General features: G+C 68.4%; 19 protein-coding genes. 8 read left to right on the plus strand and 11 right to left on the minus strand.

Features of this window, described 5'->3' with window-relative positions; all coding sequences use genetic code 11:
* The first annotated feature begins 179 nt into the window (after nucleotides 1-179).
* Nucleotides 180-1,172: a type IV toxin-antitoxin system AbiEi family antitoxin domain-containing protein gene (locus ACWDSI_RS02380; RefSeq protein ID WP_449755550.1), complete on the plus strand. Its 993-nt coding sequence runs from the start codon at nucleotides 180-182 to the stop codon at nucleotides 1,170-1,172.
* Between the two features lie 45 nt (nucleotides 1,173-1,217).
* Here the strand turns inward: ACWDSI_RS02380 and ACWDSI_RS02385 are convergent, their stop codons facing one another.
* The 4 genes from ACWDSI_RS02385 to ACWDSI_RS02400 form a co-directional block, all read right to left on the minus strand.
* Nucleotides 1,218-2,906 (minus strand): fumarate hydratase, encoded by a 1,689-nt coding sequence (locus tag ACWDSI_RS02385; protein WP_449746181.1) that lies wholly within the window; start codon nucleotides 2,904-2,906, stop codon nucleotides 1,218-1,220.
* Nucleotides 2,907-2,958: 52 nt separating this feature from the next.
* Nucleotides 2,959-3,564 carry a spermidine synthase gene (locus ACWDSI_RS02390; protein ID WP_449755551.1) on the minus strand — a complete coding sequence of 202 codons (606 nt, stop codon included), beginning with the start codon at nucleotides 3,562-3,564 and terminating at the stop codon, nucleotides 2,959-2,961.
* 412 nt (nucleotides 3,565-3,976) lie between these two features.
* Complete coding sequence (locus ACWDSI_RS02395) at nucleotides 3,977-5,158, minus strand: type III PLP-dependent enzyme (protein ID WP_449755552.1); 1,182 nt, start codon at nucleotides 5,156-5,158, stop codon at nucleotides 3,977-3,979.
* Entirely contained in the window at nucleotides 5,158-5,775 is a 618-nt protein-coding gene (locus tag ACWDSI_RS02400; protein ID WP_449755553.1) for a hypothetical protein, read from the minus strand. The genes ACWDSI_RS02395 and ACWDSI_RS02400 overlap by 1 nt, the downstream gene beginning before the upstream one ends.
* A 318-nt stretch (nucleotides 5,776-6,093) precedes the next feature.
* On the opposite strand from ACWDSI_RS02400, the gene ACWDSI_RS02405 reads away from it, so the two are divergent.
* From ACWDSI_RS02405 to ACWDSI_RS02415, 3 genes are read left to right on the plus strand one after another with little or no spacing between them, the layout of a single operon-like run.
* Nucleotides 6,094-8,340 carry a glycerol-3-phosphate 1-O-acyltransferase gene (locus tag ACWDSI_RS02405; protein WP_449755554.1) on the plus strand — a complete coding sequence of 749 codons (2,247 nt, stop codon included), beginning with the start codon at nucleotides 6,094-6,096 and terminating at the stop codon, nucleotides 8,338-8,340.
* The gene (locus tag ACWDSI_RS02410; protein ID WP_449755555.1) at nucleotides 8,340-9,827 is read left to right on the plus strand and encodes an HAD-IB family hydrolase; all 1,488 of its coding nucleotides are present in this window, start codon (nucleotides 8,340-8,342) and stop codon (nucleotides 9,825-9,827) included. The genes ACWDSI_RS02405 and ACWDSI_RS02410 overlap by 1 nt, the downstream gene beginning before the upstream one ends.
* The gene (locus ACWDSI_RS02415) at nucleotides 9,824-11,257 is read left to right on the plus strand and encodes a wax ester/triacylglycerol synthase domain-containing protein (RefSeq protein WP_449755556.1); all 1,434 of its coding nucleotides are present in this window, start codon (nucleotides 9,824-9,826) and stop codon (nucleotides 11,255-11,257) included. Before ACWDSI_RS02410 ends, ACWDSI_RS02415 begins: the two co-directional genes overlap by 4 nt.
* Before the next feature lie 28 nt (nucleotides 11,258-11,285).
* Here the strand turns inward: ACWDSI_RS02415 and ACWDSI_RS02420 are convergent, their stop codons facing one another.
* Together ACWDSI_RS02420 and glpX are read right to left on the minus strand one after the other, a co-directional pair.
* Nucleotides 11,286-11,921, minus strand: coding sequence for a YoaK family protein (locus tag ACWDSI_RS02420; RefSeq protein ID WP_449755557.1), 636 nt, complete (start codon nucleotides 11,919-11,921; stop codon nucleotides 11,286-11,288).
* A gap of 39 nt (nucleotides 11,922-11,960) precedes the next feature.
* A complete protein-coding gene (gene glpX / locus ACWDSI_RS02425; protein WP_449746172.1) occupies nucleotides 11,961-12,959 on the minus strand; it encodes a class II fructose-bisphosphatase in 999 nt (332 codons plus the stop codon).
* 156 nt (nucleotides 12,960-13,115) lie between these two features.
* Between glpX and ACWDSI_RS02430 the strand changes: the two genes are divergently transcribed.
* Both ACWDSI_RS02430 and ACWDSI_RS02435 read left to right on the plus strand, forming a co-directional pair.
* Nucleotides 13,116-13,685 carry a DUF4245 domain-containing protein gene (locus ACWDSI_RS02430; protein WP_449746171.1) on the plus strand — a complete coding sequence of 190 codons (570 nt, stop codon included), beginning with the start codon at nucleotides 13,116-13,118 and terminating at the stop codon, nucleotides 13,683-13,685.
* A 48-nt stretch (nucleotides 13,686-13,733) separates the two neighbouring features.
* Nucleotides 13,734-15,320, plus strand: a complete 1,587-nt coding sequence (locus tag ACWDSI_RS02435; RefSeq protein ID WP_449755558.1) for an FMN-binding glutamate synthase family protein — start codon at nucleotides 13,734-13,736, stop codon at nucleotides 15,318-15,320.
* A 19-nt stretch (nucleotides 15,321-15,339) separates the two neighbouring features.
* On the opposite strand, the gene ACWDSI_RS02440 is transcribed toward ACWDSI_RS02435, so the two are convergent.
* Genes ACWDSI_RS02440 through ACWDSI_RS02450 form a run of 3 tightly spaced genes read right to left on the minus strand, consistent with a single transcriptional unit; the run spans nucleotide 15,340 to nucleotide 17,683 of the window.
* Nucleotides 15,340-15,660, minus strand: a complete 321-nt coding sequence (locus ACWDSI_RS02440; protein WP_449755559.1) for an exodeoxyribonuclease VII small subunit — start codon at nucleotides 15,658-15,660, stop codon at nucleotides 15,340-15,342.
* A complete protein-coding gene (xseA, locus tag ACWDSI_RS02445; protein ID WP_449755560.1) occupies nucleotides 15,657-16,940 on the minus strand; it encodes an exodeoxyribonuclease VII large subunit in 1,284 nt (427 codons plus the stop codon). Before xseA ends, ACWDSI_RS02440 begins: the two co-directional genes overlap by 4 nt.
* A complete protein-coding gene (locus tag ACWDSI_RS02450) occupies nucleotides 16,937-17,683 on the minus strand; it encodes a lipid droplet-associated protein (protein WP_449746167.1) in 747 nt (248 codons plus the stop codon). Before ACWDSI_RS02450 ends, xseA begins: the two co-directional genes overlap by 4 nt.
* Before the next feature lie 68 nt (nucleotides 17,684-17,751).
* Here ACWDSI_RS02450 and ACWDSI_RS02455 point away from each other — a divergent pair, with 68 nt between their 5' ends.
* Nucleotides 17,752-18,705, plus strand: a complete 954-nt coding sequence (locus ACWDSI_RS02455; RefSeq protein ID WP_449755561.1) for a 4-hydroxy-3-methylbut-2-enyl diphosphate reductase — start codon at nucleotides 17,752-17,754, stop codon at nucleotides 18,703-18,705.
* A 90-nt stretch (nucleotides 18,706-18,795) separates the two neighbouring features.
* On the opposite strand, the gene mycP is transcribed toward ACWDSI_RS02455, so the two are convergent.
* Together mycP and eccD are read right to left on the minus strand one after the other, a co-directional pair.
* Nucleotides 18,796-20,118 carry a type VII secretion-associated serine protease mycosin gene (gene mycP, locus ACWDSI_RS02460; RefSeq protein ID WP_449755700.1) on the minus strand — a complete coding sequence of 441 codons (1,323 nt, stop codon included), beginning with the start codon at nucleotides 20,116-20,118 and terminating at the stop codon, nucleotides 18,796-18,798.
* Between the two features lie 83 nt (nucleotides 20,119-20,201).
* Nucleotides 20,202-21,755 carry a type VII secretion integral membrane protein EccD gene (gene eccD, locus ACWDSI_RS02465; protein ID WP_449755562.1) on the minus strand — a complete coding sequence of 518 codons (1,554 nt, stop codon included), beginning with the start codon at nucleotides 21,753-21,755 and terminating at the stop codon, nucleotides 20,202-20,204.
* Nucleotides 21,756-21,894: 139 nt separating this feature from the next.
* Here eccD and eccCa point away from each other — a divergent pair, with 139 nt between their 5' ends.
* On the plus strand, nucleotides 21,895-25,998 hold the full coding sequence (eccCa, locus tag ACWDSI_RS02470) for a type VII secretion protein EccCa (protein ID WP_449755563.1): 4,104 nt from the start codon (nucleotides 21,895-21,897) through the stop codon (nucleotides 25,996-25,998).
* Nucleotide 25,999: the final 1 nt, after the last annotated feature.

Below are 25,999 nucleotides of genomic sequence, written 5' to 3' on the forward strand. Positions count from 1 at the left end.
CTCCGGCTCATCGATGAAGTCAGGGTGTCCTCACGCAACGCTACTCGGCCGGCGATCTGCCGTACTTCCGAGTCACCAGGCGGCACGAAGGTACGGCACAAGCACTCGCGGACGACGAAGTTGTCCACAAGCTTGTCGGCGGGCCGATCACGGAGGGAAAGCGGGCGACACTGTCGGGCATGACCTCGCCCCTGCGGACCGCACTGTCACACGTCGACGATCTGCTGCGCACGCAGCATGGTGTGATCACCCGCGGCCAGGCGATGGCGGGAGGTTTCTCGGCGGCAGACATCCGGCGCATGGTGCGCCGACGCGAATGGGCCACCGTCTACCCCGGGGTCTACGTCAACCACACAGGGCCGTTGACGTGGCGGCAGCGCGCCTGGGCTGCAGTACTCGACGCATACCCCGCGGCCTTGAGTCACTCGTCGGCCCTGATTCCCGGATCTGGGCCGGCACACGGATCCGCGCCGGCAACCCTGGACGAACGAGCCGCGGGCGTCATTCACATCGTGGTCGACCGGTCGCGCCGGATCACGCGACGACCGGGGGTCGTGGTCCACTACGCGTCCCGGCTCGACGACAGGGTGTTGTGGCACACCGACCCGCCCCGCGTACGCGTCGAGGAAGCAGTACTCGACCTCGCCGACGCCGCGTCATCCGAACTCGACGTCGTCGGCCATCTGACCGAGGCCGTCAACGCGCGAACAACGACGGCCACCAGGCTGATCGAGGCAACGCGGCGTCGACCACGCATGCGCCGTCGCGATCTGATCGTGAACGTGCTCCACGACGTTCGGGACGGGACGTGTTCGGTGCTCGAGCACGGGTATCTCCGCAGAATCGAACGCGCACATGGTCTTCCGTCGCCCCGACGACAGGCGCCGACCACCGTCGGCCGCCGCGGTTTTCGAGACGTCGACTATCCGGAATGGGGAGTGGTCGTCGAACTCGACGGACGCGCGGGGCACGACGGACCCCGAGAGCGCGACCGTGATCTGCAGCGCGACCTCGACGCCGCGGTCGGTGCCGCGCGCCAGACGCTGCGACTGGGCTGGGGACAGGTGTTCGGCCGTGCATGTGCGACCGCACACCAGGTCGGGCAGGTACTCCGATCGCACGGGTGGACCGGATCGGCCTCCCGGTGTCCCTCGTGCCCGCCTGTGCCGTAGATCCGAGTCACCAGGCGACACCGATCTACGGCACAAGCCCTGCGGTCAGGACCGGACGCGGACACCGAGCGGGACGGTCACGGCGCCGCCGGGGTCGGTGAAGAAGTCGTTGCCCTTGTCGTCGACGACGATGAACGCCGGGAAGTCCTCGACCTCGATCTTCCACACCGCCTCCATGCCGAGTTCGGGGTACTCGATGACCTCCTGGCTCTTGATGCAGTCGAGCGCGAGGCGGGCGGCCGGCCCGCCGATGGAACCGAGGTAGAAGCCGCCGTGACGGTGACAGGCGTCGGTGACCTTCGTCGAGCGATTTCCCTTGGCCAGCATCACCATCGACCCGCCGGCGGCCTGGAACTGGTCGACGTAGGAGTCCATGCGCCCGGCCGTGGTGGGACCGAACGAACCCGACGCCATGCCCTCGGGCGTCTTGGCCGGACCGGCGTAGTAGACGGGATGGTCGCGCAGATAGTCGGGCATGGGTTCGCCCGCGTCGAGCCGCTCCTTGATCTTCGCGTGCGCGATGTCGCGGGCCACCACCAGCGGGCCGGTCAACGAGAGCCGCGTCTTGACCGGGTGTTTCGACAGTTCGGCGAGGATCTCGGGCATCGGCCGGTTCAGGTCGATCTCGACCACCGCGCCACCCTCGATGTGCTCGGAGACCCCCGCGTCGGGCATGTAGTGCGCGGGATCGGTTTCGAGCTGTTCGAGGAACACCCCGTCGGCGGTGATCTTGGCCAGGGCCTGGCGGTCGGCCGAGCACGACACCGCGATCGCCACCGGGCACGACGCGCCGTGACGCGGCAGGCGCACCACCCGCACGTCGTGGCAGAAGTACTTGCCGCCGAACTGCGCTCCGATCCCGAAGGACTGGGTGAGCTCGAACACCTTCTGTTCGAGTTCGAGGTCGCGGAAACCGTGCGCGGACATCGATCCCTCCGTCGGCAGCGTGTCCAGGTAGTGCGCCGACGCGTATTTCGCCGTCTTGAGCGCGAACTCGGCCGACGTGCCGCCGATCACCACCGCCAGGTGATAGGGCGGACACGCGGCGGTGCCCAGCGACCGGATCTTCTCGTCGAGGAAGGTGAGCAGACGGTCGGGGTTCAGGATGGCCTTGGTCTCCTGGAACAGGAACGACTTGTTCGCCGACCCACCGCCCTTGGCCATGAACAGGAACTTGTACTCGGGCCCCTTGGGGCCCTGCTCGGTGGCGTAGATCTCCACCTGCGCAGGCAGATTGGTACCGGTGTTGCGTTCGTCGTAGGTGGTCAGCGGGGCCAGCTGCGAGTACCGGAGGTTGAGTTTCGTGTAGGCGTCGTACACCCCCCGGGAAATCCATTCGCCGTCGTCGACGCCGGTCAGGACGCCCTCGGACTTCTTGCCCATCACGATCGCGGTGCCGGTGTCCTGGCACATCGGCAGCACGCCACCCGCCGAGATGTTGACGTTCTTGAGCAGGTCGAGCGCCACGAAACGATCGTTGCCCGACGACTCGGGATCGTCGATGATCTTGCGGAGCTGCGCGAGATGCGCCGGGCGCAGGTAGTGGGCGATGTCGTGCATGGCCTCGGCGGTCAGCCGCTGCAGCGCCTCGGGGGCCACCCGGAGGAAGCGGTGGCCGTCGACCTCGAACGTCGACACCCCCTCGGTGGTGATCAGTCGGTAGGGGGTCTCGTCGGCGCCGGAGGGCAGCAATTCGGCATAGCGGAACTCCGGCGCGGGGGCTGTTGCGCTCACCCTTGAATCCTATCGCGGCCGGTCAGCGCGCTGCGCAAGGGGAGTTGGGAGTTCAGGCCTCGACCGCCAACGGGGCGCGGCGCACACTGATCGGCGCAACACCGTTGCCCATCAGTGCGAGTGCATCGATGGTGCGCGGGCGGTAGCCGCATGCTGCGAGCCTGGCGCACATCAGCGCCGCCGGATCGTCCACCGGATCGACGCGACCGAAGAGGTAGGCCCACTCGTGCTCGTCGGAGCCGTAGTAGGTCACCGAGTCGAACACCGTGTGGAAGCGCTGCCACATCCGGATCAGGGTGGTGTTGCGCCACAGCGTCTGACATCCGGCCTGGGAGACGAATACGCCACCGGGGCGCAGCAGCGCCCGGCACAGGCGCAGGAACTCCGTCTCGTACAGACGGTTGTGTTGCGCGGCCTCGTCGCGTTCGTCGGGTAGATCGACCACCACCACGTCGTAGCGTTCGGCGGTGGTGGCGATGTGCGAGAAGCCGTCGACGAAATGCATGCGGATCGGGCCGTCGCCGGTTTCCGTGGCGGCGAGTTCCCCGGGCGAGTACCCGTAGGGCAGGTACTGCGCGCACACACGTACGGCCTGCTCGTCGATGTCGACGTGGTCGACGACTGTGGCGCCGGTCTCGACCGCCATCTGAGAGGCCACACTCTCCCTGGACCCGTCGATGAGCACCCGCTCCACACGGTCGGCAGCAGAAATGCCGGCACCATCAGTGCCTCGTGATAGGTCAGCTGGCTGAACTCCGTGCTCTGCCGGTCGTCGTCACAGAACAACGAGATCCCCTGGGCGGTCCGGGCGATCAGCAGGTGCTGGTATGCCGTCCGGGTGTCCACCAGCACGTCGCCGATGGCCCAGTGCCGGGTCATGCCCGGGGCCACGGGCTCCGGTACCGAGCGGCCGTTCATGCGATCACCGCCCGCTCCGGTCCGGGCGCGTCGGTCTCTCCGCGGCGGATCACGTCCCGGCGGACCGCGCGGGCCCGCAGCGCGGTCGATCGGGTGACAGGCGATCTCGGTCATCGGTGTTCTCCCTTCACATCTCAGAGGCAGGTCGTATCTCAGAGGCAGTAGGTGGGTAGCGGCGCGAATCCGTTGAACTCGACCGACGAATAGCTCGATGTGTAGGCGCCCGTACACAGCAGGTCGACGTGGTCGCCCGCGGCGAGCGCCAACGGCAGTCGATACGGGGTGTGCTGGTAGATCACGTCCTCGCCGTCGCAGGTGGGTCCGGCGATCACCACCGGGCCGTTTGGGCCGTGGTCGGCGCCGGTCCGCAGCCGGTAGGCGACGGCCTCACCCTCGGTCTCGGCCAGTCCGCTGTACCGCCCGATGTCGAGGTAGACCCAGCGACGGCCGCCGGCACGATCGCGACGGGTCACCAGGACCACCTCGGATCGGATGAGTCCCGCGTCGGCCACGATCGACCGTCCCGGCTCGATCATCAGCTCCGGCACGTGCGAGCCGAAGTGCGCCGTCACGGTAGCCCCGATCGACCGCCCGAACGTCGACAACGGTGCGGGCTGTTCGCGGTAGTGCGCGGGGAAGCCGCCCCCGAGGTTCAGCGTCGTCAATTCGATTCCCTCGGTGCGCAATCGGGTGAATGCCGATGCCGCGTGACCGATCGGTGCGTTCCAGGCGTCGGGATCGAGTTGTTGTGATCCGGTGTGGAATGCGACTCCTCGCGCCTGGAGACCGAGGCGGTGGGCGAGCCGCAACAGGTCGGCAGCCAGGTCCGGGGAGCACCCGAATTTGCGGCCGAACGGCATGGCCGAGCGCCCGGGATCGGTGCGGATGCGCACGAGCACCGCACTGCCCGGGGCGTGGTCGGCGATCGACCGGATGTCCTCGGCGCTGTCGGAGACGAACGTCCGGACGCCTCGGCGGTAGGCGTGGGCGATGTCGCGCGGCTTCTTGATGGGGTTGCCGTAGGAGATGGTCTCCGGTGCCGCGCCCCGGCTCAGGCACCGGTCGATCTCCGCGACGCCGGCCGCGTCGAACGCCGACCCTTCGGCCACCAGCAGATCGATCACCTCGATCGCCGGGTTCGCTTTCACCGCGTAGAAGGGTGTGGCGGTGGGGAACGCGGCACGCATCGCCCGGAACCGTCGACGCACGGTGTCGAGGTCGACCACCAGGCACGGCGTGGGTGGCCGTTCGGTTTCCAGGAAGTCCAGGATGCGTGTGTGAGCCGCCGACAACCCGGCTGTGCTGTCGTGGACCGGCGCCGACGTGGTGGTCATCACGCCACCAGATCCTCGGCCTGCGGGTCGGTTGCCGACGACGGATCGGTCGCCGCAGCGGTCTGCTCGGCGTTCTCGTCACGCTTGGCCAGCGGGTGTGCGAGCCAGCGTCCGAACCGCTCGTAACTGAAGATCGTGCAGACGTAGAACGTCGCGTCGGCGATGAATCCGCCGACGACCCATCCGGCCACTGTGTTCTGGAGCAGGATCGGACCGAGGTAGTAGAGGCCGGGGCGGACCACGACGCTGTCGATGACCTCACCGATGCCGAATTCGACGGCCAGGCTGCGCAGGGCGATGACGTTGACCAGCGCGACCCGCGTCCACATCGTCCGGCCGGCCAGCGTGGGCCACGTCCAGCGCACTGCGTTCACGTATGCGGGTAGGTAGTACCCGACCGACGAGCCCACGGTGGCGGCGACGGCGGCGACCACCAGCGACCCGGTGGACGCGTACGCGACCCACGCCGCCCCCAACTCGCCGACCCAGCCGCTGATCTCCAATGGCAGGTAGCGACGCAGCCACTCGATCACCTTGGCCCGGCGGCCCAGGGTGGCCTCGATGTGCCCCGTCGAGGAATCCATGTGCCCGGTCGCGGTCTCCGTGTGCTCTGCCATCGGTGTCTCTCGCCGTTCGCGTCGGTTGTGGTGTCCCATCGAGACTGCGGCGCGGGTGACGGGTGGGCGCGCGTAGTCGATTACGCGTTATCCGGCGGCGGCCGGCGAACCCGCTGTCCCGGCTACTCCAACGTCCCGGCTACTCCAACGTCCCGGCTACTCCAACGTCGCGGATGCGGGCCCGGCGGAGCGAGGGGTCCGCGCAGGGTCCCGCGGTGCGGCGGGGAGCATTGAGGCGATAGTGTGCGATGAATCACAATGGCGTGTAGTAAGTGATCCGATGCGGGTTGGTGAAGGGCCCGGTGGGAGGAGTCAGCTATGGAGGAGATCGTGCTTGCCGAGGTCCGTACCGACTGCGAACGGGAGGTGGTGGCCGACTGGGTGGCGGCCAGACATCCACACGCCGTGATGGAGACCGTCGACGAGATCGACCCGAACCGTCTCGACCCCGACACCGTCCTCATTCCTGCGCGGGTGGTCTGGCTTCCGCCGGTGCGCAAGGGGGAGCGGCGGGTGTCGGTTGCCGATGTGCTCGCGCTGTCCAATCCGCGACGTCCTCCGGCCTTCCGGCAGGCGTCGATCCGCAAGCGCGCACCTGACCGCGTCCGGGTGGTGGCGGGAGAAGCGGCCACCGTCGAAGAGCTGCGGAAGCGTCACGATCAGTCGTCGGCCGAGGGTGAGGACTTTGCCGAGTTCGTCGGTCTGCAGGCGTCGTTGTCGGCCGAACGCGCCGAACGGCAGCTCATCGGCGACCGCTACAAGGTGCCCAAACTGGTCGCTCAACAAATCGGCTCGTCGGCGCGGTTCCGGGCGAGCGCGGAGAAGCTCGCCGCCGAACTCGGTCGGCCGGTGACCGCGGTGAAGCACGAGACCATCGACAAGATGTCGACGTTCGTCGCCACCCAGAGCCGGCTGATGGACGACATCTTCTCCTCGGTGTTCCGGCAGCTCTACCAACGCACGTGGACGATCGCCGTCGATCTCGACACGCTCGGAAAGCTGCGCGGCCTCAACAAGACCCACGGTCTGATCTTCCTTCCCTCGCACCGCTCGTACGTCGATCCGCTGGTGCTTGCAGAGGCGTTGCGCGGCCACGACTTCCCGCCGAATCTCGTACTCGGCGGCAACAACCTGGCGCTGTGGCCGGTGGCACCGGTCGCTCGTCGCGCGGGCATGATCTTCATTCGTCGGAAGTTCGGTGAGGATCCCATCTACAAGTTCGCGATGCGGTCGTATCTCTCGTTCATCGTCGAGAAGAGATTCAACCTCGAGTGGTACATCGAGGGCGGTCGCAGCCGTACCGGCAAGCTGCGGCCACCGATGCTGGGCCTGCTCCGGTACGTGGTGGACGCCGTCGAACAGCTCGACGGTCCCGACATGATGGTGGTACCGACCTCGATCGTGTATGACCAGCTCCAGGAGATCTCCGCGATCGCTCGCGAGAACGCCGGTGGCGTGAAGAAGCCCGAGGACATGACGTGGCTGTTGAAGTACGCAAAGGCGCAACGCAAGTACTCCGGAGAGGCGCGCGTGCGTTTCGGTGAGCCCTTCTCGCTGCGTGAGGCCATCGCCGAGAACGCCGACGACCCGGCCAAGCTGGAGAAGATCGCCTTCCGGGTGATGGACGAGATCAACGCCGCGACGCCGATCTCGGCAACCTCGCTGGTCGGGTTCGCTCTTCTCGGGGCCTGGAATCGGGCGTACACCGCCTCCGAGATCGAGCACATCCTCGCACCGTTACTGCACTACGTCGATGCGCGCGGGCTGCCCGGTCCTGACCCGGCGTTGTGCCGCGGCCTCGGCCTGCTGTCCACGTTGCGGGAGCTCACCGCCGCCGGGGTTCTGACCAACTTCCGCGGCGGCGAGGACGAGGTCTGGTCGATCGCACTCAACCGGGAGCCGGTGGCCGCCTACTACCGCAACGGGGCGTTGCATCATTTCGTCGGACGTGCGATCGTCGAGCTCGCGCTGATTGCCGCGGTGGAACGGGAGCCGCATGCCGATCGCGAGGCCTCCCTGCTCGCATCGCAGGAGGAATGCCTGCGTATCCGCGACCTGCTGAAGTTCGAGTTCTTCTTCCCCACCAAGCAGGAGTTCCTGCATCGGCTCGGCCTCGAGATGGACCTCGTCTCCACCGAGTGGCGGGAAGTGGCGCCGACCGCCACGTGGCTCGACGAGACCTTCCGCGCCACGTCGGGCGCATTGTTCGCACGACGGACGCTGCAGCCGTTCTTCGACGCGCAACTGGTGGTGGCGCGCCGCCTCGTGGCCACCGACGTCGCGGCCGTCGACAAGGACCAACTGATCGCCGACTGTCTCGGCCTCGGCACCCAGCTGGCGATGCAAGGTGTTGTGCGGAGCAAGGATTCGGTGTCGAAGGAACTCTACGATGCCGCGTTCCGGCTGGCCGACAACCGCGGACTCGTCGACTCCGGCGGACCCGGTGGCACGGCCGGAGGCGACGTGGCGGCCGGACGCAGACTCTGGCTCGCCGAGGTCGAGGAGATGCGTGAGCGACTCGCGCTCATCGCCACGATCGAGGCCGAACACCTGCGGGCCGCGTGATGACCGCGTTGCAGGACCGCCTCGACGAGATCCGTTCGGCACCGCGCGGCAAGCAGATCGGCGCGTTCTTCGATTACGACGGCACGCTGATCGAGGGCTTTTCGGCGACAGCGATCTTCGGTGAACGGATCCGCAGCATGCAGTTCGGTCTGGGCGAGGTCGCCGACTTCATGCTGATCGGGCTGCGCGGCGTGGAGTCCGAACAGGACTATGCCGAAGTCCTCGAAGCCACCAAACCGACGTTCGCCGGCCGGACCTACGACGAGCTCATCGCCATGGGGGACAATCTGTTCCGGCGCGAAACCGCCGCCAAGATCCGGCCGCAGATGTGGCAGATCCTCCAGGCGCACCGCCAGATGGGTCACCGCATCGTGGTGGCGTCGTCGGCCACCCGCTTTCAGATCGAACCCATCGCCCGCGAGATCGACGCCGACCACGCGCTGGCCACCGACGTCGAGGTAATCGACGGCGTCGTCACCGGTGAGGTGCTGGGACGGCCGCTGTGGGGGCCCGGAAAGGCCGCCGCCGTGCGGGCGCTGGCACGCCGCTACGACATGGACCTCGACGCGTCCTTCGCCTACAGCGACGGCAACGAGGACATCCCCTACCTGGAGAGTGTGGGGCACCCCACCGCCGTCTCGCCGGGGCGGACCCTGCGCCGTGAGGCGCAGGAACGTGGCTGGCCGATCCTTGACCTGCGCAATCCCACACACAACAGGTTGGGCATGGTGCTGCGGACCAGCGCGATGTACGGGTCCTTCCTCACCGGCGCGGCCGCGGGTGTCGTCGGTGGACTCGTGCGCCGGGGTCATTCGGTGGAGATGATGCAGACCGGTATCGCCGGAGGCAACGACGTGGGGCTCACCTTGGCCGGGGTGGAGGTCGAGGTGGTGGCCGGCGAGGAGAACCTCACCGAGAGCCGTCCGTGCGTCTTCGTGTTCAACCACCAGTCCAAGCTGGATCTGCCCGTCCTGATCCACCTGGTGCGCCACCGCGCCACCGGGGTGGCCAAACGTGAGATCCAGCAGCTACCGGTGTTCGGTCAGATCCTCGACGCGGCAGGACTGGTGTTCATCGACCGGGCCGACGCGGGCAAGGCCATCGACCAGCTCGAGCCCGCGGTGCGCGCGCTACGCGACGAGGGGATGTCGTTGGTGGTCGCTCCGGAGGGCACCCGGTCGCCCACCCCGCGCGTGGCGCCGTTCAAGAAGGGACCGTTCCACATCGCGATGCAGGCCGGCGTGCCGGTGGTGCCGGTGGTCCTGCGCAATGTGGGCGAATTGATGTGGCGCGGTGCGCAACTCGTGGCGCCGGGCACCGTCGAGGTGCAGGTGCTGCCGCCCGTCGACACGTCGGCGTGGCGCACCGAGGACATCGGCGAGCACGCCGAGGAGGTCCGGCAGATGTTCATCACCACGCTCGCCGAGTGGCCGGACCACTCCCTCTCCGACCCCGAGTCGGCCGCGACCGTGGAGGTGGCCCGATGAGCGACGATCAGCCCCTGTCGTGGGGCACCGAACCCCACATGAGTCCGGTCGACACCGTGATGTGGCGCGGTGACTCCGACCGCCGGTTGCGGGGCACGATCTCAATGCTCGAGATCTACGACTGCGAACCCGACTGGGATCGCCTGCTCGCCGCCCACGACTGGGGCAGCCGCATGGCGCCGCGCTTCCGGCAGCGCGTGATCGAATCACCGTTGCGGACCGGCACCCCGAGCTGGTCGGTGGACCCCGAATTCGATCTGCACTATCACGTCCGGCGGATCCGGCTGGCCGGGGACGGCTCGATGCGCGAGTTGCTCTCGACCTGCGAACAACTCGCGATGACCGCCCTCGACCCGGCGCGCCCGCCCTGGGAGGGCTATCTCATCGTGGGTCTCGCCGACGGCAAGGCCGCCTACTTCGCCAAGGCCCACCACGCGCTCACCGATGGACTGGGCGCGATTCTGGCTCTCGCGCAACTGCATTCGCGATCGCGCGAGCCGATGACCGACAAACCGCAGCCGCCGGTGCCCGCGCCCACCAACATCTCGGCCCTCGAAGTACTGCGCCGGCAGGTCGGCGAGGAACTCTCCCACGTGCCCTACCGCGTCGAAACCGCGCTGCGGGGCGCGTGGGCGCTGACCGATCCCAAACGCGCGTTGAGCAAGGTGCTGCGGTACGGGCGGTCGGTGCCGCGGGTGGCGGGGATGGTCAACCCGCCCGGATCACCGTTGCTCGCCGCGCGGAGCCTGTCCTGGCGGTTCCTCGCCTTCGAGGTTCCCTTCACCGAGCTGAAGGCGGCCGCGACCGCCACCCGCGCGTCGATCAACGACGTGTACCTCGGTGGCCTGATCGGCGGATTCCGCATCTATCACGAAAAGCTCGGCAGCACCGTCGATGCCATCCCCGTCGCCATCCCCATCTCGGTGCGTCGTCCCGAGGATCCCGAGGGCGGCAACCGGATCGCGGTGGGCAGGCTCGCCGGACCGATGGGTATCGACGACCCCTTCGAACGGGTGCTGACCATCCGCGAACAGGTGCGCGCCGCCCGGACCGAACCGGCCGTCGACATCTTCAACGCCCTCGGTCCGCTCCTGGCGTGGGTTCCCGGTGGTCTGCTCGGGCAGTTCAGCGGCGCCACCAGTCAGAACGACCTGCAGGCCAGCAACGTGCCCGGCATCCCGTGGGAGACCTACGTGGCCGGGGCAAAGGTGGAGCGGCTCTTCCCGTTCGGCCCGCTGCCCGGATGTGCGGTGATGGCCACGATGATCACGCACAACGGCACGGCGTGTCTGGGGCTCAACTGCGACGGTGCATCGATCACCGAGCCGGACCTGTTCGCCGATTGCATCGTCGCGGGATTCGGCGAGGTGCTCGACCTCGCCGCGTCGACGGAAAGTGGCCCGCGAACCGGCATGCGGCGGTTCGGCTGATCGGTGGTTCGGCTGGATGGCCGGCGGCTCAGTCGGGGCGCCGGGGGAGTGCGATCGCGACGACGAGGCCCGCGACCGCGATCCACATCGCCGACAGTCCGAGCGTCCGGTAGCCGATCCCGCCGGCGGTTGCGCCACCGGCGAACACGAGCCACGCGAACAGTGTGCCCACCCACTGCCACGGGGTGTCGGTCCTGAGGCCGTACACCAGTTGCTGCGCCGCTTTCACCAATGTGCCGGTGACATAGGTCAATCCGACGTGGATGTCGGACGACCGCGAGAGCGTGGTGTTGATCATGCCGCCGCTGATCGCCACCAGGATGAGGCCTGCGGTGGGTGATGCGGTGGTGGCCACGAGGCTGCCGAGTGCTGCCGACGCCGCCGTGGTCGACGTCTGCACCAGATGCCGCCGCGGCCCACCCCACCGGGTGATCACATTGCCCAGGACGTTGCCGAGGAAAAAGCAGGCGATGAGCGCGCCGGCCAGCGCCGCCGGATGCCAGTGGCCGGTGCCGACCGATTGGCCCAGGATCGTCGTGTTACCCGACATGAACGCGACGAAGGAGCCTCCGAGCACCGTGAACGCGATCGCGTCGAGGAATCCCGCTGCCGCGAGCAGTGTGAACGCGAGGAGACGATCCGACGAAGCCGATGCGGTGGGCACAGGCGAAGAGTACTCAGGACCTCGCGGGGCCGGGGACGCTCAGCCGAGGTCGAGGCGGGCGTACTCGCGCAGTTTGGCGGTCTTGTGCACCGACTCGACGCGCCGGATGGTGCCCGACTTGGAGCGCATCACCAGCGATCGGGTGGTGGCGCCGGTCGGCCGGTAGGTGACCCCGCGCAGCATGTCGCCGTTGGTCACGCCGGTGGCGCAGAAGAACGAGTTCTCGCCACGCACCAGGTCGTCGGTGCCCAGCACCCGGTTCAGGTCGTGGCCCGCGTCGATCGCCTTGCGGCGCTCCTCCTCGTTGCGCGGCCAGAGCTTGCCCTGGATCTCGCCGCCCATGCACTTCATCGCGACGGCGGTGATGATGCCCTCCGGGGTGCCACCCACCCCCATCAGCATGTCGACGGTGCTGTAATCGCCTGCGGCGGCGATCGAACCGGCCACGTCGCCGTCGGAGATGAGCCGGATCTTGGCGCCCGCCTGCCGGATCTCGCCGATCAGGTCGGCGTGGCGGGGGCGGTCGAGGACCACCACGGTCAGGTCACCCACGTCGATGCCCTTGGCCTTGGCCACCGAGTTCACGTTCCACTCCACGGATTCCTCGATGTTGATCGCGCCCTTGGCCTCGGGGCCCACCGCGATCTTGTCCATGTAGAACACCGCCGACGGGTCGTACATGGTGCCGCGCTCGCTCACCGCGATCACCGCGATGGAGTTGGGGCGGCCCTCGGCCATCAGCGTGGTGCCGTCGATCGGGTCCACCGCGACGTCGCAGTCGGGGCCGTCGCCGTCACCGACCTCCTCGCCGTTGTAGAGCATCGGGGCCTCGTCCTTCTCGCCCTCGCCGATCACCACCACCCCACGCATCGACACCGTGGAGAGCAGTTCGCGCATCGCGTCGACGGCCGCGCCGTCGCCCTTCTTCTTCTCACCGCGACCCACCCACCGTCCGGCGGCCAGCGCCGCCGCCTCGGTGACGCGGACCAATTCCATTGCCAGATTGCGATCGGGGGCCTGATTGATGGAAGGGGACATGTCCGGGTGACTCCTCGACGTCGGCGCGATGCTCAGTCTCCTCATCTTCGCATGTCACACCGAGTGACCGTGCACGCACCCGAGGTTGAGACGCTGCCCACGCGCTGCCGCCCGGCCGTGACGGCGCGATTCGGATGTCTGGGATACTCGGATGCCATGGCGAGCAAACCGCGCATCATGATCGGCGGCAAGGACATGATCTGGACGCTGATCCCGCTGCTGGCGGTGTGCGCCCTGGTGGCGATCGCGTCGCAGAACTGCTCGGTGGGACTCACCGGAACGGCATCCGACGACCGGACCCCCGCCTACGACGTGCACAACGGTCTGGCCGCCGACGCCCGCGTGATGGCGTTCCCGATCCGCCGTCCACCCACCCCGCAGGGATGGAAACCCAACTCCGGCAGCACCGGCGAGATCGCCGGCAAGCAGTCGAGCAATGTCGGGTGGATCACCGCACCGGGTGCCTACCTGCAACTCACCCAGACCGATGCGAGCGAGGACGCCCTGGTCGGCGAACTCGGCGGCGACGACGTGTCGTCGGGGACCGGTGTCCGGCAGATCGGTGGCCACAAATGGGTCACCTACTCCACCTACGACGGCGACAAATTCTGGATCACCGACCTCGGTGACGTGCGGATCGCCGTGATGTCCAAAGGCCCCGATTCGGACATGGAGACGATGGCGGCATCCGTGCTCGCCCAGCAACCGCTGTCCCGGACGGGCTAGGTTGGCCTAAACGCCCAACCGCGACGCACGGGTGGGTACAGTCCCACCGTGACTCGTGTGCTCGCCGTGGCCGCCCTCGTGGTGCTGGCCGTCGCATCGATCGTGGCCGCCGTTGCGGGACCGTGGGGTTGGATCATTCCCGCGGTGCTGCTCACCCTGCTCGCCGCGGTCGGGGTGTACGACCTCGTGCAGCGACGCCACTCGATCCTGCGGAACTATCCGGTGCTCGGGCACGCGCGGTTCCTGATGGAGGGGCTGCGTCCGGAAATCCAGCAATACTTCATCGAACGCAACTTCGACGGCCGGCCGTACGATCGCGACACCCGCTCGCTGATCTACGAACGCGCCAAGGGCACCGCCGCCGAACTGGCCTTCGGCACCGAACGCGACATCGACCGCGAGGGCTACGAGCACCTGGTGCACTCCTCGGCGCCGGTGGATCCGCCCGCCGAGCCCTACCGGGTGCGGGTGGGTGGACCCGACTGCACCCAGCCGTACGACATGGCGCTGCTCAACGTGTCGGCGATGAGTTTCGGTGCGATCTCCGCGAACGCGATCCGGGCGTTGAACAACGGCGCCCGCAAGGGTGGTTTCGCCCACGACACCGGTGAGGGCGGACTGACCCCGTATCACCTGGGCGGGGCGGACCTCATCTGGGAGATCGGATCGGGCTACTTCGGAACCCGCACCGCCGACGGGCATTTCGACCCGGTGCAGTTCGCCGACAAGGCGGCCACCGACGAGATCAAGGCCATCTCGGTGAAACTGAGCCAGGGAGCCAAACCGGGGATCGGCGGTGTGCTCCCGGGAGCCAAGGTGACCCCGGAGATCGCGCAGTACCGCGGTGTGCCGGTGGGACAGAAATGTGTCAGTCCCGCAGCACATTCGGCGTTCTCCACGCCGCGTGAACTCATGGCATTCATGGGGCGCCTGCGGGAACTCTCCGGGGGCAAACCCGTGGGGTTCAAGCTGTGCGTCGGGTCGCGCGTCGACGTACTGGCCATGTGCAAGGCGATGCGCAGCGAACAGATCACACCCGACTTCATCATCATCGACGGCGCCGAGGGCGGAACCGCCGCGGCGCCGCTGGAATACGAGGACCACATCGGGCTACCCCTGACCGACGGCCTGATGACCATGCACAACGCCCTCGTGGGTACCGGGCTGCGCGACCGGATACGCCTGGGCGCCGGCGGCAAGGTGGCTTCGGGCAACGACATCGTCAAGCGGCTGATCCAGGGAGCCGACTACACCAACGCCGCCCGCTCGATGATGATGGCGACCGGCTGCATCCAGTCGCAGCGCTGCCACACCAACCACTGTCCGGTGGGCGTGGCCACCCAGGACCCGCGCCGCGCACGAGCACTCGACGTCGACGACAAGAGCGAGCGGGTGTACCGCTACCAGCACGCGACCGTGGCGCAGGCGATGCGGATCATGGCCTCGATGGGGATCACCGATCCGGCACAACTCAATCCGCATCTGCTGCGCAAGCGGGTGTCGTCCACCGAGCAGCGTTCCTACGCCGAGATCTTCGAATGGCTGTGTGTGGACCAGCTTCTGGTGGACCCGCCGTCATCGTGGATGGACGACTGGACACGGGCGTCGGCGGATTCGTTCCGCCCGGCCTGCTAGGACTGCTCCGAAGCCCGGATCAGTCCTCGTCGTCTGCGTTCTCGTCGTCATCGTCTTCGTCGTCGTCGTCGAATTCGTCTGTGCCGTCGCCGGTTTCGTCTGGCTCGCCGTTCTCGTGAGCCAGGGCCGCCTCGATCCGCTCGCGCGCGCCGGTCAGATGCTCCTCGCACCGGTCGGCGAGTGCCTCGCCGCGCTCCCAGAGGGCCAGGGACGAGTCGAGGTCGAGGCCACCGCGTTCGAGCGTGGTGACCACCTCGACGAGTTCGTCGCGGGCCTGTTCGTAACCCAGCTCCGTCACCGGTATCACCTTGACGGACTTGCCTTTCGCCGGATCGCTCACGACTGACTCCTCTTCTCGTCCCGGGTGTTCTCGTCGGTGACCCTGGCCGGCGCGGCGCCGTCGGCCACCCGGATACGCAGTTCGGCACCCGCGGGCAAGTCCGCTACCGTACTCACCACCACGGGTGAACGGCCATCGACGCGCTGCACCACGGCGTACCCGCGGGCCAGGGTCTGCGCGGGCCCCAGCGTGGCGAGCCGGGCCGACAGGTGTTCGTGACGGCGTTCCTCGGTGTCGAGCAGCCGGGTGACGTCACGGCGGATGTCGGCGCGCATCCGGTCGACGCGTTCGGCACGCCGGTCGATCATCGAGTATGGGTCGGCCAGCACCGGACGATCGCGCAGCCCCGCCAGCCGATGCTCCTCGCGGTACACCCAGTTGCGCAGGGCGCGCGCGGCACGGGCGCGCATCTGCGCGACTCCGGCGAGTTCGGCGGCCACGTCGGGGACCACCCGTTTGGCCGCGTCGGTGGGAGTTGCCGCGCGGACGTCGGCAACCAGGTCGAGTAGCGGGGTGTCGGGTTCGTGGCCGATGGCGCTGATCACCGGGGTGACGCAGGCGTCGACCGCGCGCAGCAGCGCCTCGTCGGAAAACGGGAGCAGGTCCTCCACGCTGCCCCCGCCGCGGGCGATGATGATCACGTCGACCTCGGGATGGGCGTCGAGGTCGGCGAGCTGAGCGAGGATGCGCGCCACCGCGGTAGGCCCCTGCACGGGGGCATCACGCACCTCGAAACGCACCGACGACCAGCGGCCGGCCGCCACGCTCATCACGTCCTTCTGCGCGGCACTGGCACGGCCCGAGATGAGGCCCACCGCACGCGGCAGGAAGGGCAGCGGTCTCTTGAGCCGCGTGTCGAACAGTCCCTCCGCGGCCAGCAGCTGCCGGAGCCGTTCGATGCGCAGCAGCAGCTGTCCGATGCCGATGGGCCGGATGTCGGTGACCCGCAGCGAGATGGTGCCCCGGCCGGGATAGAACTCGGGTCGGCCGAGCATCACCACGTGGCTGCCTTCGCTGAGCGGCACCTCGGTGCGGGCCAGCAGGTCCGGGTTGCAGGTGACGGTGATCGAGATGTCGGCGGCGGGATCACGCAGGGTGAGAAACGACAGCCGCGTGCCTCGCCGCGGCGAGATCTGGGTCACCTGGCCCTCCACCCAGATCTGACCGAGCCGGTGCACCCAGTCGCCGATCTTGCGGTTGACGGTGCGGACCGGCCACGGATTGTCGGCGGAGTTGCTCGACGCCGTGTGTTCGCCACGGCCGGGGGTGGGACCTGTCACGTGGGGGTGTGGCGCTTGTTCTGCGCGACGATCCTGTTGTCGAGCATGGTGAGGAACGGTGCCCGGTCCCGGGTGGCCTTCTCGTAGTCGGCGAGTGCGGTGAGATCGTCGACGCCCACCGACCGCAGCTTGGCGCGTAGCTGGGCGAGGGTCAACGAGTCGTATTCGATGTAGTCGACGATCTCGGGTTTGTCGACGTCGGATACGGAGTTCTCGTCCGTCTGGGCGGCGCCCTTGTGGGCGGCGGCATCGGCTTCGATGAGCTCGGCGGGGGCCGAACTGTACAGCGCGAACCGCCCGGCGTCGGCGCGCGCGGTGGGTGCCGGGTCGGCCGCGGCCTTCTTCGCCGTTGCCGCGGGTTTCGCCGTTGCCGCGGGTTTCGCCTTTGCTGCGGGTTTCGCCGTGGATGCGGTTGTCGGTGTGGGCGCCGCTTTCGGTTCGGGTGCTGCCCGGGGTTTCGGTTCCGCAGGCGGCGCGGGGGCCTCGATCTCGTCGGCCTCGTCCTCGTCGAAACGGGCCCATTCGGGCTGCTCGGCGGGCCGGTCGAAGAGCAACTCGATGGCCTCGTCGCCCTTGATCGCGAGTTCGGCGATGCCCTGCTGGGCCTTCATCCCCGCCTGCAGGGTCTGGCTGACCGCCGTCATCGGAAGGGTGAACAGCAGTGTGGGCAGCTTGCGGGTTTCCTCGATCGCCACGACGAGTAGACCTGCGGCGATGCGAGCCGGATACGGTGCGCGAACCATGGTCACACTCTGCCATCTGACACAGCGGGCACCAACCCGGAGGTCACCAAACCCGTACGCTTGGTCTCATGTCCGTTCCGAAACGTGTCCTGCTCGCCGAACCGCGTGGTTACTGCGCCGGGGTCGATCGTGCGGTCGAGACCGTCGAACGCGCCCTCGACAAGCACGGTGCCCCCGTGTACGTACGCAAGGAGATCGTCCACAACCGGCATGTGGTGGAGACGCTCACCGAACGGGGCGCGGTGTTCGTCGGCGAGACCGATCAGGTGCCCGAGGGCGCGATCGTGGTGTTCTCCGCACACGGCGTGTCCCCGGAGGTGCATCGCACCGCGGCCGCACGGAATCTGCAGACCATCGACGCCACCTGCCCGCTGGTCACCAAGGTGCATCAGGAGGCCAAGCGGTTCGCCCGCGACGACTACGACATCCTCCTGATCGGTCACGAGGGCCACGAGGAGGTCGAGGGGACCGCCGGTGAGGCGCCTGAGCGCATCCAGCTCGTCGACGGTCCCGACAGCGTCGACCGTGTCGAGGTGCGCGACGAATCGAAGGTGATCTGGCTGAGTCAGACCACGCTGTCGGTGGACGAGACGATGGAGACGGTGCGGCGACTGCGTGAGCGGTTCCCGCTGCTCAACGACCCGCCGAGCGACGACATCTGCTACGCGACGCAGAACCGTCAGGTGGCGGTGAAGGCGATGGCACCGAGCTGCGACCTGGTGATCGTGGTGGGATCGAAGAACTCGTCGAATTCGGTGCGTCTCGTGGAGGTCGCGCTGCAGAACGGCGCGTCGGCGGCACACCTGGTCGACTACGCGCGCGAGATCGACCCCGCCTGGCTGGAGAACGTGGACACCGTGGGCGTGACCTCCGGTGCGTCGGTTCCCGAGGTGCTGGTCCGCGGCGTCATCGACCTGCTCGGTGAACACGGCTTCGGGACCGTCGAGAAGGTGACCACCGCCGAGGAGACACTCACCTTCGCACTGCCCCGCGAACTGCGGCCGGCCCGCACCGCGAACTAGGTTCTGCGGCGGCGTCGAACGCCCTTGTGCCGTATTTTCGTGTCGCCAGGTGACACGAAAATACGGCAGTAGTGCGTGAAGTCGGCGCGATCAGTACTCGTCCGGGTCGAGCGTGCGGACCCGTCGGTGCGGTAACGACACCGCGAGCACGACGACGATCGCGACCGCGGCCGCGCCCACCCCGATCAGTGCGACCGTGCGTGCCGTGTGGTCCGGCGCCGGTGCCGTCGCGGGCGCGGCGATCGGGTGCGGGGTGTCGGCGTCGGGAGCCGGCGACGCCGCGAGTTCCGCGGTGAGCGCGGCGACGGGATCGATCACGCCGTACCCGATGGCCGTGTCGTGCCCCGGGCCGGGAGCGTGCGCGGTCCGCACGATCCGATCCATCACCTGCCGCGCCGTCAGATCCTTCTGCGATGCACGGATCAGCGCCGCCAAGCCCGCCACGTACGCGGTGGAGAAACTGGTGCCGCGCAACGGAACCGGCCCTTGCGCATCCTGCTGTGCGAACACCGGCCGCCCCGAACCGTCGACGCTGACGATCTCGGTGCCCGGCGCGGCCACACTCACCCACGGGCCGTGCAGGCTGAAATCGCTCGGCGCGCCGCTGCCCGCGTCCACCGACCCCACCGTCAGCACATACGGGGAGAACCAGGCGGGACTGGCCACCGTGGAGACGGATTTCCAACCCAGCGGGTCGTCGCCCAGGGGTGCCGGATTCTGGGTGCCGCACGCCGAACTGCGGGTGAGGTTGCCCGCGGCCACCACGACCACCACGTTGCGGTCGAAGGCGTAGCGGACCGCGGCGCCCAGTGAGCGGTCGTTGAGTTTGGTGCCCGCGGGAGCACACGCCACCTCGGAGATGTTGATGACCGTGGCACCCAGATCGACGGCGCGGACCACCGCATTGGCCAGGGTGCGCACCGATCCGTATCCGCCGCCGACGCGGGGATCGTCGTCGTTGCGGTCGTTCTTCGCCTGAAAGGTGTTGCTGGACTGCCTGATCGAGATGATCGATGCGTCCGGGGCCACTCCGGCGAAGGCGTCGTTCGCACTGGGTGCACCGGCGATCAGGCCGGCGACGAGGGTGCCGTGCATGTCGCAGTCCGAGAGTCCGTCGCCGGTGGAGACGTAATCACCGCCGCCCTGCACGCGGCGCAACCGGGGATTGGGGGTCACGCCGGTGTCGATGACCGCAACCCGCTGGCCGCCACCGCGACTGATGCGCCAGAGTTCGGGGAGGTTCATCATCTCCTGCGCGGCGCTCGGCGATGACTGGCCGACGGCGGGAACGGTGGTGGCGCACAGGGTCCGTTGCTCGGTGGGCCCGGGCGGTGCCACCGGCGCCGAACGCACCAGCGCCCCGGGGTCGATCGTCGGCGGACCCAGTGCCACGGCGGGCGCCGCGCCCAGCATCGCGGCCGAGACGACGCAGAGCACGACGGCCACGGTCGCCGACACGGTGCGCGCGCCGACCGCACAGGCGGCTGAGGGCACCGTCAGATCTCCCGGACCATCTGGTAGAGATCGAGAACCCACAACAGCAGCGGCACCACGAGGGCGAGCAGGATGTACTCGACGATCTCCGCGGAGCGGCGCATGACGGGGGAGAAGTCGTTCTGCGGAGCGATGACACCGAGGACGAACGCGCCGATCGCGATCGCCACGGCCACCGCGAACCCGACGACCGGCCAGTTGTGCGCACCGAAGGCGAGGCCGACCGTCACCGCGAGCAGGGTGGCGGTGCCGCCGGCGATCAGCGTCGACGCCTGGGCAAGATCGCTGTGCGAGCGACCGCGCAGACACAGCGCCGCGCCGATGACGGCGGCGTAGACCACCCGCTTGGCGTCGAAACCCGACAGGGGGTCGGCGGCCAGCACGGCCGCGGTGGCCGTGATCAGGGTGACGCCGCCGACGATCCCGGTGAGATACGCATTGGCCAGCCGGGAACGGCGTTCGAGCGCGTCGGCCTTGGGCAGTGCCATCGCGCCGATCGCGCCGATGCCCTCGATCGCGGGTGCCGGCTGTGCGGCGTCGAGGTCGATGGGTGCACCCGCGGTGGGTACCGGGGGCAGCGGCAGTTTGGCGAGCAAAATGGTTGCGCGGGGCGCCATTCCGATCACCGCGAGCCCCACGGCGGCGGTCACGGCCGCCACCTCGGGGACCCTGCCCTCCCACACCATCGCGCCGACACAGGCCAGCGCACCCAGCAACGCCGCCGACGTCAGCGCGCTGTGGGTGACCGGGCCCACCGCGGTGACGCGGTAGGAGAGCGTCGCCGCCAGCAGCACCAGCGCGGCACCCAGACCCAGATGGGCGGCGCCGTATCCGCCGGGTGGGATCAGCATCCCGCTGACGAAGACCAGCGGCATCGCCGCCGCCGACAACACGGTGGCGGTGAGCGCGTCGCGATAGTGTCGCGCGACGATCACCGCGGCCACCAGGAAGCCCACGGCGGCGACACCGCTCAGCGCGGCCACCCAACTGCCCGTGCCCGCGATACGGGCCGCCCCCAGACTCACCGCGGCGATCAGCGACGCCGCGAGAGCGGCCACATAACCGGCGTTACGGGCGGCGGTGGCCGACCACGCCGAGAATCCGGATTCATTCAGCTGGGCGACGGCGTCGACGACGTCGTCGAACAGGATCGGGGTTTCCCCGGTGCGTACCGATTGCAGGATGAGGAGGTCGCCGTCGCGGATACCGGACTCGCTCAACGACCTGTTGGGTGCTATCGGGTCACCGCCACCGACGAGCGCCAGGGTCCAACGGTGCTGTCGGTCATGTGGACGACCACCGGGGCTCGCGCCGGGATCGGATTCGGGATCGTCGGGATCTCGTCGTACCGGTGAGCGGGATTCGATCTGCGCCACCAGTTCCGGGATCAGCGCCGCCACCGGGATCGCGGCGGGCAGCCCCACGTCGAGCTGGGTGTTGCCGCCCAGTACCGAGACGCGTACCAGCGCCGGTTCGATCCCCACGTCCGTGCGGGCGGGGCGCCGTTCACGCCCCGGACCGACGCCCGACGCCGGCGCTGTGTCCACAGAAGTCATGACCTTCGATACCTCCCCGCCGGTTTCGCAGTTAACATAGCGAACCACGACGACGCCGACCAAGCGCGGTTTCTACAGGCTGCCGAGGCGGGCGGTGGAAACCGGCCGGGCAGGCGTCAACACCGATTCGGGGGAAGCATTGGCAGTCACGACGGAGGGATTCGTGCGGCGTGCGCGGATCACCCCGCCCCGCACTCCCGGTGGTGAGCTGGCCATCGCGCCTCCGCCCGACGTTCCGCGTGTGGTGCCCGGCGGCATGCTGATGAAGTTGCTGCCGGTGGTGATGATCGTCGCGGTGATCGGCATGATCGCGATGATGTTCGCCACCGGCGGGCGCAGTATTCTGAGCAACCCGCTGTTCATGATGTTCCCGCTGATGATGGTCATGTCGATGATGGGCATGTTCGCCGCGGGCGGTCGTGGCGGCGGCAAACGCGCGGCCGAGCTCAACGAGGAGCGCAAGGACTACTTCCGCTATCTCGGTCAGTTGCGCACCCAGGTTCTCGACACCGTGGAGGCGCAGCGTGCTGCACTCACCTGGTCTCACCCCGACCCCACCGCACTGCTCGGGGTGGTGGGCAGCAGGCGGATGTGGGAACGGCGGCCGCAGGACCCCGACTTCGCGCACGTGCGGGTCGGTGTGGGATCGCAGGGCCTCGCGACCCGCCTGATGCCACCGGAGACCGGTCCGCTCGAGGATCTCGAGCCGGTGTCGATGGTGGCGTTACGTCGTTTCGTGCGAACCCATTCGGTGGTGCACCGGTTACCGACGGCGATCTCGTTGCGCGGATTCCCGGCGGTCAACATCGAAGGGGCACGCCAGGAGACGCGAGATCTGGTGCGCGCGATGGTGGTGGAACTGTGCGCGTTCCACGGTCCCGACCACCTGCGCATCGCCATCATCACCGGTGATCCGGCGGGCGAGGCGTGGGACTGGACCAAGTGGCTGCCGCAGGCGGGGCACCCCGGGCTGCGCGACGCCGTGGGACCGATGCGCATGCTTTACCCGACGCTCACCGACTTCGAGAACTCCATGGCCACAGACCTTCTCGAGCGAGGTCGGTTCAGCCGGTCGGCGCCGCCGACACCGGGCCGCCCGCACCTCGTGGTGATCATCGACGACGGGCAGGTGACCGGGGACGAACGTCTGGTCAACGATGCCGGGATGGAAGGCGTCACCATCGTCGACCTCACCGCACCGCCGGATGGTCTCGCCGCCCGGCGCGGCCTGCAGCTGGTGGTGCGCAACCGAAAGGTGCTCGCCCGCAGTGCGGTTGGGGTCGAGGAGTTCGCCGACATGGATTCGGTGACGATCGCCGAGGCCGAGACCATCGCGCGGCGGATGGCCCGCTATCATCTCGCGACCGCGGCCAGCCTGGCCAACCTCGACTCCGAGGCCACCAGCAGCGATCCCGGCCTCCCCGCGCTGCTCGGCATCGACGACATGGCGCGCTTCGAACCCGAGATCGCCTGGCGCGGCCGCACCGGGCGTGACCGGCTCCGCGTGCCGATCGGCTACACCCCCAACGGCACCCCGGTGGAACTCGACATCAAGGAAAGCGCCCACGGTGGCACCGGACCGCACGGATTGTGCATCGGCGCAACCGGTTCGGGAAAGTCGGAGTTCCTGCGCACCCTCGTGGTGTCGATGCTGGCCACCCATTCGCCGACCGAGCTCAACCTGGTCCTCGTCGACTTCAAGGGTGGCGCCACGTTCCTCGGGCTCGAGGCCGCACCGCATGTTTCCGCGATCATCACCAACCTCGAGCAGGAACTCGCAATGGTGGACCGCATGCGCGACGCACTCTCGGGCGAGATGAATCGGCGCCAGGAGATCCTGCGTGCGGCAGGCAATTTCGCCAATGTCAGCGACTACGAGCAGGCGCGCGCATCGGGGGTGCGGCTCGAACCGCTGCCCGCGTTGTTCATCGTGGTCGACGAGTTCTCCGAGTTGCTGGCGCAGAAACCGGATTTCGCGGAGCTGTTCGTGGCGATCGGACGCCTGGGCCGGTCCCTGCACATCCACCTGCTGCTCGCGTCGCAGCGACTCGAGGAGGGCAAGCTGCGTGGACTCGACAGCCACCTGTCCTACCGGATCGGGTTGAAGACGTTCTCGGCCAACGAGTCCCGTTCGGTGCTGGGCGTGCCCGACGCCTACCATCTACCCAGCGTGCCCGGCTCGGCCTACCTCAAATGCGATGCGTCGGACCCGTTGCGGTTCAACACCTCCTACGTGTCGGGCCCCTACCATTCGCCGTCGGCTCACGAGTCCGATGTCGACGCCCCGCTGGTGGAACGCGGCGGCGGGCGAATGAAGTTCTTCACCGCCCTACCGGTACCGTTCGACCACGATCACGACGATGCCGTCGCCGAGGTCTCCTCCGGGTCGGTGCTCGATGCGGCCGCCGCGCTGCTCGACGAGGTACCACCCGGGGCAGGGGAGGACGCCGACGAGGACAACGCCGACGTGGTGGGGGTGGGCGTGCCGACGCTCCTGCAGACGCTGATGGAGCGCATCTGCGGCCACGGTCCGGCCGCGCACGAGGTCTGGTTGCCGCCGCTCGACGAGTCCTCGACGGTCGATCAGGTGGTGGGTGCGCGTGACTTCACCGTCGCGGCGGCACCCGGACGACTGCAGGTGCCCGTGGGTATCGTCGACCGTCCCTACGACCAGCGGCGTGACCTGCACATCCTCGACCTCGCCGGGGCGGCGGGCAACGTGGCGGTGGTGGGCGGTCCGCAGTCGGGCAAGTCGACCGCGGTGCGCACGCTGATCATGTCGGCGGCAGCCACACACACCCCCGAACAGGTGCAGTTCTACTGCCTCGATTTCGGCGGCGGCAGCCTCACCGGCATCGCCGGGCTGCCCCACGTGGGGTCGGTGGCCTCCCGCGGCGACATGGATGCCGTGCGCCGCACCGTCGCCGAGGTGTCGACGATCCTGCGCAATCGCGAACTGCTGTTCTCCCGCTTGGGTATCGAGTCGATGCACGACTACCGCGCCCGGCGCGGTGAGTGGTTCGCAACCGGCCGCCTCGCGCCCGACGATCCACTCGCCGAGGATCGTCACGGCGACGTGTTCCTGGTGTTTGACGGTGTGGGCGTGCTGCGCGGTGAGTTCGACTTCCTCGAAGACCAGATCCACGTGCTCGTCTCGCAGGGCCTGAGCTACGGCGTCCACGTGGTGGTGACCGCCACCCGCTGGGGTGAGATCCGGCCCGCGATGCGCGACCTCATCGGCAGCAGACTCGAATTGCGGCTCGGCGACGCGATGGATTCGGAGATGGGCCGTCGTGCCGCGTCGTCGGTGCCGCAGAACCGGCCCGGCCGCGGCCTCACCGGTGACGAACTGCACATGCTGATCGCGCTGCCGCGCCTCGACGGCGTGTGCACCGCGCAGACGCTGTCGGCCGGAGTGGTCCAGGCCGTGGAGAAGCTTGCCGCGGCGTATCCGGGTCGCGGTGCGATGAAGGTTCGCAAACTCGGCACCGAGATCACCCCTGACACCGTGCACGACCTCGTCGCATCCTCGGGAATCACGTTGGCGCCCAACCAGGTGGCGATCGGACTCGGCGAGCTCGAACTGTCCCCGGTGATCCTCGACTTCACCACGCAACCGCATTTCATGGCGTTCGCCGACGTCGAGCACGGCAAGACGAATCTGTTGCGCAGCATCGTGACCGGCCTCGTCGGGAATTCGACGCCCGAGCAGTGCAAGATCGTGTTGGTGGATTACCGGCGGACGATGCTCGGCATCATCGACGGCGACCACCTGGCCGGGTACGCGAGTTCCGGGGAGAACGCCACCAAGATGATGCATCAGCTCGCGGCGTACTTCACCAAACGGCTGCCGCCCGAAGACCTCACGGTGCAGCAGCTCAAGGACCGCAGCTGGTGGTCGGGTCCCGACGTCTACGTGATCGTCGACGACTACGACATGGTGGCCACCTCGGGTGGAAATCCGTTGCAGCCCTTGGTGGATCTGGCCTCCCACGCGCGCGACATCGGCATGCACATCGTGCTCGCCCGCCGCTCCGGCGGCCTGGGCCGCGCGATGTTCGACCCGGTGATCGCCCGGCTCAAGGACCTCTCCAGCGACGTCCTGCTGATGAGCGGCGACCGCGATGAGGGCTACATCGTCGGTCGGGCGCGGATGCAACAACTCGTTCCCGGCCGCGGTGAACTGATCTCACGGACGCGTCCGCAGGAGATGATCCAGATCGCCCATCTGGTCGAGCAGTGAG

It is taken from the genome of Gordonia sp. NPDC003429 (assembly GCF_053588575.1).

Excerpts from the sequence above, each read along its gene's own strand:
- ACWDSI_RS02415 (WP_449755556.1), top strand. The coding sequence starts at position 9,824 with ATGAGCGACGATCAGCCCCTGTCGTGGGGCACCGAACCCCACATGAGT.
- ACWDSI_RS02410 (WP_449755555.1), top strand. The coding sequence starts at position 8,340 with ATGACCGCGTTGCAGGACCGCCTCGACGAGATCCGTTCGGCACCGCGC.
- ACWDSI_RS02455 (WP_449755561.1), top strand. The coding sequence starts at position 17,752 with ATGTCCGTTCCGAAACGTGTCCTGCTCGCCGAACCGCGTGGTTACTGC.
- ACWDSI_RS02430 (WP_449746171.1), top strand. The coding sequence starts at position 13,116 with ATGGCGAGCAAACCGCGCATCATGATCGGCGGCAAGGACATGATCTGG.
- ACWDSI_RS02380 (WP_449755550.1), top strand. The coding sequence starts at position 180 with ATGACCTCGCCCCTGCGGACCGCACTGTCACACGTCGACGATCTGCTG.
- ACWDSI_RS02400 (WP_449755553.1), bottom strand. The coding sequence starts at position 5,775 with ATGGCAGAGCACACGGAGACCGCGACCGGGCACATGGATTCCTCGACG.
- glpX (WP_449746172.1), bottom strand. The coding sequence starts at position 12,959 with ATGTCCCCTTCCATCAATCAGGCCCCCGATCGCAATCTGGCAATGGAA.
- ACWDSI_RS02395 (WP_449755552.1), bottom strand. The coding sequence starts at position 5,158 with ATGACCACCACGTCGGCGCCGGTCCACGACAGCACAGCCGGGTTGTCG.
- eccD (WP_449755562.1), bottom strand. The coding sequence starts at position 21,755 with ATGACTTCTGTGGACACAGCGCCGGCGTCGGGCGTCGGTCCGGGGCGT.
- ACWDSI_RS02450 (WP_449746167.1), bottom strand. The coding sequence starts at position 17,683 with ATGGTTCGCGCACCGTATCCGGCTCGCATCGCCGCAGGTCTACTCGTC.
- ACWDSI_RS02405 (WP_449755554.1), top strand. The coding sequence starts at position 6,094 with ATGGAGGAGATCGTGCTTGCCGAGGTCCGTACCGACTGCGAACGGGAG.
- mycP (WP_449755700.1), bottom strand. The coding sequence starts at position 20,118 with ATGCTGGGCGCGGCGCCCGCCGTGGCACTGGGTCCGCCGACGATCGAC.